Raw genomic sequence first — 13,318 nt, forward strand, 5'->3', positions numbered from 1 at the left:
GCCAGCACCCAGCGCCCCGAGACGAGGTGCCAGCCGTGTCCCACCCCTCCAGACCCACTTTCGACCCCGGCCTCCCACCGCGCGCGCTCGCGCGCATGAGGGCCCGCCCCGAGAAGCTCCTCCCCGCCTCCGCCGGCCCGCCCGGGCGGCCCACCTGGAGGCAGCTCGCCCTCCTCACCGCCACGGGGGGCGCCTCCCTGGCCGTCGCCGCCCTCCTCGTCCCCGCGCTCGGGCCCGCGCTCCTCGCCCTGCTCTGCCTGGGCGCCACGGTCACCGTCCTGGCCCTGGTCTCCCTCAAGGGCTCCTTCTCCGACGACTGGGCCGACCTGGTCGTGCACTCCTTCTGGGCGCTGCCCGCGTCCGCGGCCGGGGTGCTCCTCGCCCGCCTGCCCCTGGACCGGGTCCTCGGACCGCTGGACCTGCCCGTGCCCGGCGACCCCGCCACCGCCGCCCTCTACCTGGCCGCGGCCGCGGGAGGCGCCGGCGCCGTCATGCGCCCCGGCATGGTGACCCGCCTGGCCGCCGAACACCACGACCGCTACGTCCTGCCCGAGGACTTCGGCCGCCCCTACAGCTACGCCACCCGCCGCGAGGAGCCGGAGGCCCACCTGTTCGCCCGGGCCCAACAGGCGACGGACCGTGTGGAGGAGGCCGCCGACGTGCTCGGCGACTCGTTCGAGGCCGGCCACACCCTCCCCCTCCTGCGGGAGGAGGAGTGGCGGCTGTCCCAGGAGCTGCTGCGGCTCCGCTCCCTGCGCAGGGAACTGGTGCAGCGCACGCGCGAGGCCGTCTCACCACAGGTCACGCGGGCGCTCGCACCCCACGAGGAGGCGGTCGAACGCGCCCACCGGGCGATCGCCGACCGCGTCGGCGTCCTGGCCGACTACGGCGAGCGCGTCCACGCGGCCGTCACCGCGCACCGCGAATGGGAACAGTGCCAGGCCATCGCCGACCGGGCCGGGGACTACGCCGAACTCGCATTGTCCTCCTCCAGGGACACGATGCACACCGAGGAACTCGACGACAGCCTGCTCGGCGTCGAGGCCGCCCGCCGCGTCCGCGAGGAGCTGGTGCGCGAGGCCGTCGACGCCGGATCCTCCCTGACCGAGGCGCTCCACCGGGGCGGCGGGGAGGGCGGAGCCCCCCGGTGAGCCCGGCGCCCCGACCGCGGGCCCGCACGACCGGGAACCGTGGCGGACGCCGCAGCGCCCCTCCTGCCCCGGGCCGCCGCGGCCGGAGCCCCGCGCGGGAGGACGCGGCACGCGCCCGGTGCGGGACGCCGCGGGGAGCGCTCAGGCCCGGGCCAGGAGGTCCTCCCACAGACGGGCGACCCGCTCCCGCAACTCCTGCGGGGTCCCGGAGTTGTCGACCACCAGGTCGGCGGCGGCCAGCCGGGCGTCCCGGTCCGCCTGCGCCCGGATCCGCGCCCACACCTGCTCACGCGGCACGCCCCGGCTCCGCACGACCCGCTCCACCCGCACCTCGTCGGGGGCGTCCACCACCACGACCACGTCGTAGAGGGGCCCCAGGCCGTTCTCCACCAGCAGGGGGACGTCGTAGACGACGACCTCCACCCCTGCGGCCACCGCCTCCTCCATCAGCTCCGCGCTGCGCCGGGCGACCAGCGGGTGCACGATGGCGTTCAGCGCGGCGAGCCTGTCCGCGTCGGCGAAGACGACCTCGCCCAGCCTCGGACGGTCCAGCCCGCCCCCCGGGGCCAGCACCCCCTCGCCGAACTCCGCGACGACGGCGTCCAGCCCCGGCGTCCCCGGCTCGACCACCTCCCTGGCGATCGCGTCGGCGTCGACGACGGCCGCCCCGTAGGCGGCCAGCGCGGACGAGACCGTGCTCTTGCCCGAGCCGATCCCTCCGGTCAGTCCCACTTTCAGCATGTCCCGAACCCTAGACGGCCGGACCCGGCCCGGTACGGGCGCCCCACCCCGACCGTGCGGGACCTCACCCCGCGGCCCCGGAGCGCACCGCAGGAACGACCTCCTTGCGCATGTGCACCATGACCAGGTGGTCGGCCACACGCTCCCGCGACGTCTCCGCGTACCCGCGCTCCCGGTACAGACGCTGTCCACCGGCGCCCTGGGCGCCGGTGGACAGGGTGAGGGAGGTCAGCCCGGGGTGGCGGACCGACAACTCCTCCTCCACCCGGGTGAGCAGCGCCCGCCCGATGCCGAGGCGGCGCCGGTCGGGGGCGACCGCCAGGCGCCCCACGACGGCGTTGGTCCCCGCGACCGCCGCACGGACCGCGCCGACGATCCGGGGGCCCTCCACGGCCTTGAGGACCAGGGCGTCCGGCTGCGCGAGCACCCTGGCGATGCGGTCCAGGCCCTCGGTGAGCGGGAGCACGAACGGGTCGCCGTGGGCCTGCGCCTCGTCGACGAACGCCGCCCGCTGGAGGGTGAAGACCTCACCCGCGTCCGCGGGGGTGGCCGGGTGGATGTCGAACACGTCGTCTCCTCACGCGCCCCGCCGGCCGGGGCACGCCACCGACCCTAGCCCGGCGGGGTCCGGCTACGGGGCCGTCCGCGCGGAACCGGCGCGCCCCGGGGCGGGCGGGCGCGGAAGCGGCGCGGTCGCCGTCGACGCGGGCCCGGCCCGTACCCCCGCGCGGACACGACGAAGGGCCGCCCCCCTGGTGGGGGACGGCCCTTCGCGGCTGTCAGGTGATCCTCTGCGGGACCTCCTGCTTAGGCCTCGCCGCCCGCGAGCTTCTCGCGGAGCGCGGCCAGGGCCTCGTCAGAGGCCAGGGCGCCGCTGCTGGAGGATTCCGAACCGGACGAGCCGGCGCTCGGGGCGCCACCGTCCGTGTAGTCGTCCTCTTCCTCCGGGGCGGGCGCGTTCGCAGCGTCGGCCTCGGCCGCACGGGCCTCCTCGACCTGCTTGCGGTGCGCCTCGAAGCGGGCCTGCGCCTCGGCGTAGCTGCGCTCCCACTCGTCCCGCTGAGCCTCGAAGCCCTCCAGCCACTCGCCGGAGTCCGCGTCGAAGCCCTCGGGGTACTTGTAGTTGCCCTGCTCGTCGTAGTCGGCCGCCATGCCGTACAGGGTGGGGTCGAAGTCCACCTGGTCCGGGGAGACGCTCTCGTTGGCCTGCTTCAGCGAGAGGCTGATGCGACGGCGGTCGAGGTCGATGTCGATGATCTTGACGAAGATCTCGGTGCCGACCTGGACGACCTGCTCCGGCACCTCGACGTGGCGCTCGGCCAGCTCGGAGATGTGGACCAGGCCCTCGATGCCCTCCTCGACGCGCACGAACGCACCGAACGGAACCAGCTTGGTGACCTTGCCGGGGACGACCTGGCCGATCTGGTGGGTCCGGGCGAACTGCTGCCACGGGTCTTCCTGGGTCGCCTTGAGCGACAGGGAGACGCGCTCGCGCTCCATGTCCACGTCGAGAACCTCGACGGTGACCTCCTGGCCGACCTCGACAACCTCGCTGGGGTGGTCGATGTGCTTCCAGGACAGCTCGGAGACGTGCACCAGGCCGTCGACGCCGCCCAGGTCCACGAACGCACCGAAGTTGACGATCGAGGAGACGACGCCCTTGCGGATCTGCCCCTTCTGGAGCGTGTTGAGGAACGTCTGGCGGACCTCGGACTGGGTCTGCTCCAGCCAGGCGCGACGGGACAGGACCACGTTGTTGCGGTTCTTGTCCAGCTCGATGATCTTCGCCTCGAGCTCGCGGCCGACGTACGGCTGCAGGTCGCGCACACGGCGCATCTCGACGAGGGACGCCGGGAGGAAGCCGCGCAGGCCGATGTCGAGGATGAGACCGCCCTTGACGACCTCGATGACGGTGCCGGTGACGACGCCGTCCTCCTCCTTGATCTTCTCGATCGTGCCCCAGGCGCGCTCGTACTGGGCGCGCTTCTTGGACAGGATCAGTCGACCTTCCTTGTCCTCCTTCTGGAGAACGAGGGCTTCGACCTGGTCGCCGACAGCAACGACCTCACCGGGGTCGACGTCGTGCTTGATCGACAGTTCCCGGGAGGGGATCACACCCTCGGTCTTGTAGCCGATGTCGAGCAAGACCTCGTCTCGATCGACCTTCACGATGGTGCCCTCGACAATGTCACCGTCGTTGAAGTACTTGATGGTCTCGTCGATCGCCGCGAGGAAGGCTTCCTCGGACCCGATGTCGTTGACCGCTACCTGGGGTGTCGAGGTGGCCTCGGTGCTGCTCGTCATTTGTGGGTGGACTCCGGATACGGACAGATTCAGAAAATGGGCATGCCGCGGGTTCGAGCCCGTCGATCCGTCATCCAGACGCAGAAAGCAGGGTCACGACGGAACCTGATCCGTCGGTGTACACCAGCCGCCTGGTTCCAGAGTGGTGACCGGAGCGGTGCGACACCTCTGCCCCCTGCTCGGAGACAGCAGCCGCCCGCACGAACCCACAACGGTCCCGCCAGAATATGAGACAAGGGCGTCCTGGTCAATCGGAACCCGGGGCCGCCAACCCGACGAAGGGCACAATGGCCGCAACTTACCCGAGCATGGCGGTCAAGATCAACTGGACGGTACACCCACGTCCGCACGGGCGCACGGCGCCCCGCGGGGAGCTGTGCGGACACCCGCGGACCGCCTCCCGCACCCCCGGGAAAAAAGTTACGGGCCCCGGTTCCGGTCAGTCCAAAGGAGGACGAGAGCGTGACCGTTTGACGTCACCGCGGCGCCGCTTGGCATCGAGGCGACGCTGCTCGGCCCGGCGACCCGGCCGGGTCGCCCGCCGCCCCCGCGCCGGCGGAGCCGTCGCCTCGGCCAGGAGCGACTCCATCCGCTCCCGCGCCTCGGCCCGGTTGCGGACCTGCGACCGGTGCGTCTGCACCGTCACCGTCAGCACCCCGTCCACCAGCCGCCCCCGCAGGCGCTCCAGCGCCCGCCGGCGCCGCACCTCGCCCAGGGGCCCGCACCCCGCCACGTCCAGGGACAGCGACACACGCGTGTCGGAGGTGTTGACGTGCTGCCCGCCCGGCCCCGAGGACCGCGAGAACCTCCACACCAGGGCGTCGGCGGGAACCGTGACCGAACCCACGGTCAACCCGCCCCCGTCGCCGGTCCCACCGCGCGCCGCCACCGTTCCCGCCTCCCGCGTCCCTCGCGGCGGCCCCGGGACCGGGGCCGCCGGCGCCCCGCTCAGTGCGCGGCGTCGTGCCAGTTCTGCCCGCTGCCGACCGAGACGCCCAGCGGGACACGCAGAGCATAGGCCGAGTTCATCTCGTGCGTCACGAGGTTTTCGACCTCCTCGCGCTCCCCCGGGGCGACCTCCACCACGAGCTCGTCGTGCACCTGGAGCAGTACCCGCGAGGACAGCCCCCGATCGGTGATAGCCGCGTCCACCTGCAGCATCGCCACCTTGATGATGTCCGCCGCCGACCCCTGGATCGGGGCGTTGAGCGCCATCCGCTCCGCCATCTCGCGCCGCTGCCGGTTGTCGCTCGTCAGGTCCGGCAGGTAGCGGCGCCGCCCCAGGATCGTCTCCGTGTACCCGACCCGGCGCGCCTCCTCCACCACGGCGTTCAGGTAGTCGCGCACCCCGCCGAACTCCGCGAAGTAGTCCTCCATCAACCGCTTGGACTCCTCCGGCGCGATCCCCAGCTGCTGGGACAGGCCGTAGGCGCTCAACCCGTAGGCCAGGCCGTAGCTCATCGCCTTGATCCGCGACCGCGCCTCGCCGTCGACCTCCCCGACCGGCACCCCGAACACCTGCGCGGCCATCTGGGCGTGGAAGTCGTAACCGCTGTTGAACGCGTCGATGAGCGCCTGCTCGCCCGACAGGTGCGCCATGATGCGCAGCTCGATCTGGCTGTAGTCCGCCGTCAGCAGCTCGTCGAACCCCTCGCCCACCACGAACGCCCGCCGGATGCGCCGGCCCACGTCCGTGCGCACCGGGATGTTCTGCAGGTTCGGCTCCGTCGAGCTGAGCCGCCCGGTCGCCGCCACCGTCTGGTTGAACGTGGTGTGGATGCGCTCGTCGTCGGCGATCGTCTTGATCAGGCCCTCGACCGTCGTCTTCAGCTTCGTCTGGTCGCGGTGGTGCAGCAGCACCCCCGGCAGCTCGTGGTCGCTCTGCGCCGCCAGCCACGCAAGCGCGTCCGCGTCGGTCGTGTACCCCGTCTTGATCTTCTTCGTCCGGGGCAGGCCCAGGTCCTCGAACAGGACCTGCTGGAGCTGCTTGGGCGACCCCAGGTTGAACTCCCGGCCGACCACCTCGTGCGCCTTCTCCACCGCGCCCCGGGCCGCCGAGGCGAACTCCTCCTGGAGCCCCTCCAGGTACTCGCGGTCGGCGGCGATGCCCGCCCGCTCCATCCGCGCCAGCACGTCCACCAGCGGCAGCTCCACGTCGGCCAGCAGGTGCGTCCCGCCCCGCTTGTCCAGCTCCGCCGTCAGCACGCCCGCCAGGTCGCGGGTCGCGGCCGCCCGCACCGCCAGCAGGTGCTGGCGGCCCGAGCCCGCGTCGCCGCCCTCGCCCAGGTCCAGCGAGAGCTGGTCCCCCGACGTGTCCTCCTCCAGCTCCCGGCCCAGGTACCTGCGGCACAGGTCCGCCAGGTCGAACCGGCGCTGCCCCGGCTGCACCAGGTACGCGGCCAGGGCCGTGTCGCTCACCACCCCGCCCATCGACCACCCGTGCGCGCCCAGCGCCAGCAGGGCGCCCTTGTACTCGTGCACCACCTTGGGCCGGCCGGGGTCGGCCAGGAACCCCGCCAGCGCCTCGGTGTCGGCGGGGTCCAGCAGCGTCGGGTCGACGAACACCGCCGCGCCGGCCGGCACGCTGATCGCCAGCGCGTCCACCCGGCCCGAGCCCTGCCCCCAGACCGCGTCCAGAGCGAGCCCCGCCGGCGCCTGCGGCGTGAGGGTGTCGCTCTCCGGGGTGTCGGCCGCGGCGTGCTCGCGCAGCCACGCCGCCAGCTCCCCGGTGCCGGCCACCGTCAGGTCCACCGCGAACCCCTCGGCCGCCGGGGCCGCGCCCTCCCCGGCGCCGCCGTCCCCGTCCGTCTTCAGGACCGCGTACAGGCGCTCGCGCAGGTTGGAGGCGAACTCCAGGTTGTCGAAGAGCGCGTCGACCCCGGCCCTGTCCGCCTCGCCCAGCACCAGCGAGGCCACGTCGGCGCCCAGCTCCACGTCCGTGGCCAGCAGGTTGAGGCGCTGGTTGCGCAGGACGTCGTCCATGTGGTCGCGGAAGTTCTGCCCGGCCTTGCCGCCGATCTCGTCCGCGTGGGCGATCAGCTCGTCCAGGGACCCGTACTTGGCGATCCACTTGGCGGCCGTCTTGGGGCCCACCCCGGGCACGCCCGGCAGGTTGTCGGCCTTCTCACCCACCAGCGCGGCCAGGTCGCGGTAGCGCTCCGGGGGGACCGCGTACTTCTCCTCGACCGCCGCCGGGTCCATCCGCCGCAGGTCGGACAGGCTCTTCCCCGGGTACAGGACCGTGCAGGAGTCGGTGACCAGCTGGAAGGCGTCCCGGTCGCCGGAGGCGATGAGCACCTCCATCCCGGCCTCGCAGCCCTGGCGGGCCAGGGTGGCGATGACGTCGTCGGCCTCGAAGCCCGGCGCCGACAGGTTGGCCACACCGATCAGCCGCATCAGGTCCTGGGTGAGGGGCACCTGGGAGGGGAACTCCGGCGGGGTCTCGGAACGGCCCCCCTTGTACTCCTCGTACTCCTCGTGGCGAAACGTCGGGCCCGACAGGTCCCACGCCACCGCCACGTGCGTGGGCTCCTCGTCACGCAACAGCTTGACCAGCATCGAAGCGAAACCGTAGACGGCGTTGGTCGACTGCCCGGTACTCGTGCCGAACTTGTCCACGGGCAGCGCGAAGAACGCCCGGAAGGCCATCGAGTGGCCGTCGAGGAGGAGAAGGCGCGGGCGCCCACCGCCGTCCGCGGGGGCGGCACTGCCCGCCCCGGCTCCGGCCTGGGATGTCTGGTCGGGGGTCTCTCGATTCGTCACCACAGACGAATCCTAGGATGCGGAGCGGACACTTCGCGGCCACCCCCGCGAGGACCCCGACCCCGCACCGGGCGTTTTCACCCGGCCCGGGCTCATTTCCACCGAATCGGAAGGCACACATCATGACGACGGACTCCGAGGCGCTGCGCCGCATGCTCGACACCGGCGCCCTCGCGGGCGGCCTGGGCGAGACCATGGGCATCGAGGTCACCGAGGCCTCCGCCGAGCGCGTGGTGGGCCGCATGCCGGTGGAGGGCAACGTCCAGCCGTTCGGGCTTCTCCACGGCGGCGCCTCCTGCGTCCTCGCCGAGACCCTGGGCTCCATCGGCTCCACCGTCCACGCCCACCAGTTCGGCCGCATCGCCGTGGGCATCGAGATCAACGCGACGCACCACCGCTCGGCGACCTCGGGGCACGTGACCGGTGTGGCCACCCCGGTGCACCTGGGCCGCACCCTGGCCACGTGGGACATCACCATCACCGACGACCGGGGCCGCAAGGTGTGCACCTCGCGGCTCACGTGCATGCTCCGCGACGCGCCCGAGGCGTAGGGCACACGCGCGCGGGCCTCGGGGAGGAGGGACCGCCGCGGACCGGCCGCAAGGGCTCCCACACGACCGCGGCGCAATAACGGCCAAGGGTTTTTCCTTATTCGGTAAGGACCACTTCGGACCGCTACCCGGCGCTTTCCCGTCTTTCCCCGGCCCGACCTCAACACTTGACGGTCGGGCTTCGTCATGCCTGGTCATCGCGACAGAATGCTTTCCCCCGTGTGCGCAGAGCTCGCAACCGTCCAGCCGGATGCACTGGGATCCCCGTGATGACTACAGAGCCATAACAGCATGACGGCGAGTCGGCACCAACGCCCGAAATGTTCTTTCCGAGGTAGAAGATCCATGATTAAGCTCCGCTAACGCTCCTGATTAAGTCATGCCACACACCGCGGGCATCAGGGCGCACACGCAACAACGGCACCGCTGCGACACGCAACGCGTGCTTCGCCGGTTGAACGGAGTGACCACGATCATGGCAAGCAAGAAGGTCCTGGGCCTGACTGCCGCAACCGCGGCCCTGGTACTCGGACTGACCGCGTGTGGCAGCGACGGCGGAGAGGGCGGCGGGGGCGACGCCGGCGGCGGCGGCGAGGAGTTCACCTTCGGCGTCCTCTACCCGCAGACCGGCAGCCTCGCCTTCCTCGGCCCGCCCCAGATCACCGCGGCGCAGTACGCCGTCCAGGAGATCAACGACGCCGGCGGCATCCTCGGCACCGAGGTCCCCGACATCGTCGAGGCCGACGAGGCCGGCGACAACGCCCAGGCCAACGAGGCCGCCAACGCCCTCGTCGCCGACGAGGTCAACGCCGTCATCGGCGCAGCCGCCTCCGGCATGACCCAGGCCACCTACGACACCATCACCGGTGCCGAGATCGTCCAGTGCTCCGGCTCCAACACCGCCGCCGAGCTCAGCGAGATCGAGGACGGCGGATACTACTTCCGCACCGCCCCCAGCGACGCCCTCTCCTCCATCGTGATGGCCCGCACCATCGCCGACGCCGGCCACCAGAACGTCGCCATCGTCTCCCGCGGCGACGACTACGGCCGCGGCTACGCCGACGGCCTCCAGGCCGAACTGGAGAGCCTCGGCGCCCAGGTCACCGTCAACGAGACCTACGACCCCGAGGCCACCACCTTCGACTCCGTCGTCAACGCCGTCAGCGGCGACGAGCCCGACGCCGTCGCGCTCATCGCCTTCGAGGAGGGCGCGCAGGTCATCGCCCAGCTCCTGGAGTCCGGCGTCGCGGGCGACCAGCTGTTCATCACCGACGGCCTCAACGACGCCGCCCTCGGCGAGACCGTCAACGCCGACGACCCCGACAGCGTCAACGGCATCACCGGTGTGGCCCCCAGCGCCGACAACCCCGAGTTCACCGAGGGCCTCACCTCGTTCAACGAGGAACTCGACGTCTTCCAGTTCGCCCCCCAGGTCTACGACTGCGTCACCGCCATCGCCCTGGCCGCCGAGGCCGCCGACAGCGTGGCCCCCAGCGACTACGTCGCCGAGCTGCCCAACATCAGCCGCCCCGAGGGCACCGAGTGCGGCAGCTTCGCCGAGTGCCGCGACCTCCTCGCCGACGGTGAGGAGATCAACTACCAGGGCGTCAGCGGCAACATCGACTTCGACGACAACGGCGACCCGACCGCCGCCACCTTCGAGATCTTCCACTTCGGGGACGACGGCCACGAGATCCTCGCCTACGAGGAGCACTCCGTCGACGGGTAACCCCCGCCGGGCGGCCACCCCGCGGTGACCCGCCCCCAGAACACCGGCACCACCGAGGCGCCCCGGGAACACCCGGGGCGCCTCTCCCGTGTTCCAGGGGCACCCGGCCGGGACATCCGCCGAACCCACACCCCGGCGCGGCCCCAGGACCGCACAGCCGCACCGGCCCGGACCTCCCGGAGCGGGCCCCGGGCGGCACACCGCCCGGCCACAGACCGACCGCGCCCCCGCCGCCGGGACCACACACCGCCCCTCCCCACCGCACAGACGGCCCCGCACACGGCGAACGCGGCCCCACAGGCCGCCGGGAAGGCCACGGCCCCCGCACACGACGAAAGGGGCGGAGCCCGCAGGCCCCGCCCCTCCGCACACCCGGTCAGCCCTTCGCGAGCGTCCCCAGGTACAACTCGATCACGTTCGGATCGTTCAACAGATCCCCACCCGAACCCGTGTACGCGTTGCGGCCCTGGTCCAGGACATAGCCCCGATCACAGATCTGGAGGCACCGGCGGGCATTCTGCTCCACCATGACCACCGAGACACCCGTCTCGTTGACCTCCTTGACCCGCTGGAACACCTCCTCCTGATAGATCGGGGACAGACCCGCCGTCGGCTCGTCCAGCAGCAGCACCGACGGATTCATCATCAACGCACGACCCATCGCCACCATCTGGCGCTCACCACCCGACAGCGAACCCGCCTTGGCCTTGCGCCGCTCCCCCAACAACGGGAACAGGTCCGCCACCACCCCGAACCTCTCGGCGAACGAACGGGGCCGCAGATACGCCCCCATCTGCAGGTTCTCCTCGATGCTCAACGACGGGAACACGTTCTGCGTCTGCGGCACGTACCCCACACCGCGCTCCACCAGACTGTGCGCCGGCAGACCCGCGATACTCGCGCCCCGCAGCGTCAGACCGCCCTCGCGCACCGGGATCAGCCCGAAGATCGTCTTGATCAGCGTCGACTTGCCCGCACCGTTCGGACCGATGATCGCCACGACCTCACCCTCGGTGAGAGTCAGGGTGCACCCGTTCAGGATGTTCACCCCCGGCACATAACCCGCCACCAGGTCCCGTGCCAACAGCAGGTAGTCCTCCGGACCGCCCACCTCCACGGCCTCGGCCCTCGCCTGCTCCAGGACCTCCTCACGGTGCTCCTGGACCACGGCCGCGTCCTCGGCCTCCGCCGGAACCCCGTCCGGACCCGGACCCGGGCCGCCCTTCCCCGTCATTCGCCACTCCCCTGGGTCTCGACCGTCTCCTCCTGGGCGCCCAGGTAGGCGTCGATCACCTGCTGGTCGGCACGGATGTCCGAGGGACGGCCCTCGGCGATCACCCGCCCCTGCGCGAGCACCACGATCCAGTCGCTGATACCCATGATCACGTCCATGTCGTGCTCGACGAACAACACGGTCTTGCCCTCGTCGCGCAACGCCGTGATGTGCCCCAGCAACGACTGCACCAGCGCCGGGTTCACACCCGCCATCGGCTCGTCCAGCATGATCATGCTCGGATCCGTCATCAGCGAACGCGCCATCTCCAACAGCTTGCGCTGACCGCCCGACAGGGAGCCGGCCATGTCGTCACGCTTGTCGATGAGCTTGAAACGCTCCAGCAGGACCAGCGCACGCGCCGTGTTCTCCCGCTCCTGCCTCTGCCACACAGGACGCAGGAACGCACCCGCCATCCGCTCCCCGAACTGACCCGGCGCACCCAACAGCATGTTGTCCAACACCGTCATACGGGTCAGGGCCTTGGTCAGCTGGAACGTCCGCACCATCCCCGCACGCGCCACCTGGTGGCCGCGCTTGCCGTTGATCGCCCGGCCCTCGAACGTCCACCGGCCCCTGTCCACCCGGTCGAAACCGGTCAACAGGTTGAACAGCGTCGACTTACCCGCGCCGTTCGGACCGATCAACGCCGTGATCGTCCCCCGCTGCACCTCCACGTGCTCCACGTCCACAGCGGTCAGACCGCCGAACGACCGGCGCACACCGTCCGCCACCAGGATGGGATCCGACTTCGCCGAACCCGGAACCGGCTCCGCGCCGACCATCCGGTCGACACCCGCGCCGACGTTCGCCTCGTCACTTGACATTGACCAACATCTCCTTACGGTCGCCGATGAGACCCTGCGGCCGGAACACGATCAGCACCACCAGCATCAACCCGGCGAACGCCAACTGGATCGCACCGTAGTCCGGACCGTCCAGGAACGGCAGCCAGCCCAGGGCGCCCATGCCCTGCAGCACACCGTCGGTGAACGTCATCAGGAACCAGAACGCCATCGCGCCCAGCACCGGACCGAACACCCGCCCGGCACCGCCCAACAGCAGGATCACCCACAGGAAGAACGTCACCTGCGGCTTGAACTGGTCCGGCTGGATCGACGCCTGGTACACCGCCAGCATGCAACCCGCCAGCGAACCGATCAGACCACCCAGCACCAGCGCCTGCATCTTGTACGCGAACACGTTCTTGCCCAGGCTGCGGACCGCGTCCTCGTCCTCCCTGATGCCCTTGATCACACGGCCCCACGGGCTGTGCATCAACAACCACGTCAGACCGGCCATCACAGCCACCAGGCCCCACGTCACCACCAGGACCCACAAGTGGTTGCCGTTGTAGGCCAGCAGACCGAACCCGTACCGCTCACCCGCGTCGAACGGGTTCAGCGTCCGGAAGTCCGCCGACAGGTTCTGAAGACCGAAGGCGCCACCGGTCAACGGCTCCGCGAAACCCGCCCGGTACACCAGGCGGATCACCTCCGCCGCCGCGATCGTCGTGATCGACAGGTAGTCCGCCCGCAACCTCAGCGTCGGGATACCCAACAGCAGCGCCAACACCAACGCACACAACAGGCCCACACCGAAACCGGCGGCCAGCGGCAGATCGAACACCGCCACACTGATCCCGACGCCGTACGCGCCCACCAGCATGAAACCGACCTGACCGAAGTTCAGCAGGCCCGTGTAACCGAAATGAATATTGAGACCGATGGCGGCGAGCGCATAGATCGCCGCGATCGGACCGAACGCCGAACGGGTTGATTCGGCGAGGATCGAAAGGATGTCCATC

The 13,318-nt window shown here is 71.1% G+C and carries 11 protein-coding genes; 3 read left to right on the top strand and 8 right to left on the bottom strand.

The window, feature by feature from the left end; all coding sequences use genetic code 11:
• The first annotated feature begins 35 nt into the window (after positions 1–35).
• Entirely contained in the window at positions 36–1,151 is a 1,116-nt protein-coding gene (locus OUQ99_RS22260; RefSeq protein ID WP_267945740.1) for a hypothetical protein, read from the top strand.
• A 141-nt stretch (positions 1,152–1,292) separates the two neighbouring features.
• Here the strand turns inward: OUQ99_RS22260 and coaE are convergent, their stop codons facing one another.
• The 5 genes from coaE to polA all read right to left on the bottom strand — a co-directional run bounded on the left by coaE (position 1,293) and on the right by polA (position 7,961).
• Entirely contained in the window at positions 1,293–1,892 is a 600-nt protein-coding gene (coaE, locus tag OUQ99_RS22265; protein WP_267945741.1) for a dephospho-CoA kinase, read from the bottom strand.
• Positions 1,893–1,956: 64 nt separating this feature from the next.
• Complete coding sequence (locus tag OUQ99_RS22270) at positions 1,957–2,460, bottom strand: GNAT family N-acetyltransferase (RefSeq protein WP_267945742.1); 504 nt, start codon at positions 2,458–2,460, stop codon at positions 1,957–1,959.
• 239 nt (positions 2,461–2,699) lie between these two features.
• Complete coding sequence (rpsA, locus tag OUQ99_RS22275; protein WP_267945743.1) at positions 2,700–4,196, bottom strand: 30S ribosomal protein S1; 1,497 nt, start codon at positions 4,194–4,196, stop codon at positions 2,700–2,702.
• Between the two features lie 439 nt (positions 4,197–4,635).
• Entirely contained in the window at positions 4,636–5,049 is a 414-nt protein-coding gene (arfB, locus tag OUQ99_RS22280; RefSeq protein ID WP_267945744.1) for an alternative ribosome rescue aminoacyl-tRNA hydrolase ArfB, read from the bottom strand.
• 95 nt (positions 5,050–5,144) lie between these two features.
• Entirely contained in the window at positions 5,145–7,961 is a 2,817-nt protein-coding gene (gene polA / locus OUQ99_RS22285; RefSeq protein ID WP_267945745.1) for a DNA polymerase I, read from the bottom strand.
• A 119-nt stretch (positions 7,962–8,080) separates the two neighbouring features.
• Here polA and OUQ99_RS22290 point away from each other — a divergent pair, with 119 nt between their 5' ends.
• A complete protein-coding gene (locus OUQ99_RS22290; RefSeq protein ID WP_267945746.1) occupies positions 8,081–8,509 on the top strand; it encodes a PaaI family thioesterase in 429 nt (142 codons plus the stop codon).
• A 475-nt stretch (positions 8,510–8,984) separates the two neighbouring features.
• Positions 8,985–10,238 carry an ABC transporter substrate-binding protein gene (locus OUQ99_RS22295; RefSeq protein ID WP_267945747.1) on the top strand — a complete coding sequence of 418 codons (1,254 nt, stop codon included), beginning with the start codon at positions 8,985–8,987 and terminating at the stop codon, positions 10,236–10,238.
• Positions 10,239–10,614: 376 nt separating this feature from the next.
• Here OUQ99_RS22295 and OUQ99_RS22300 read toward each other — a convergent pair whose 3' ends face one another.
• From OUQ99_RS22300 to OUQ99_RS22310, 3 genes are read right to left on the bottom strand one after another with little or no spacing between them, the layout of a single operon-like run.
• Positions 10,615–11,472 carry an ABC transporter ATP-binding protein gene (locus tag OUQ99_RS22300; RefSeq protein WP_267945748.1) on the bottom strand — a complete coding sequence of 286 codons (858 nt, stop codon included), beginning with the start codon at positions 11,470–11,472 and terminating at the stop codon, positions 10,615–10,617.
• Positions 11,469–12,338 (bottom strand): ABC transporter ATP-binding protein, encoded by an 870-nt coding sequence (locus tag OUQ99_RS22305; protein ID WP_267945749.1) that lies wholly within the window; start codon positions 12,336–12,338, stop codon positions 11,469–11,471. Before OUQ99_RS22305 ends, OUQ99_RS22300 begins: the two co-directional genes overlap by 4 nt.
• Positions 12,328–13,317 carry a branched-chain amino acid ABC transporter permease gene (locus OUQ99_RS22310; RefSeq protein WP_267945750.1) on the bottom strand — a complete coding sequence of 330 codons (990 nt, stop codon included), beginning with the start codon at positions 13,315–13,317 and terminating at the stop codon, positions 12,328–12,330. Before OUQ99_RS22310 ends, OUQ99_RS22305 begins: the two co-directional genes overlap by 11 nt.
• Position 13,318 lies beyond the last annotated feature (1 nt).

It is taken from the genome of Streptomonospora nanhaiensis, assembly GCF_026642255.1.
GTDB lineage: Bacteria > Actinomycetota > Actinomycetes > Streptosporangiales > Streptosporangiaceae > Nocardiopsis > Nocardiopsis tropica.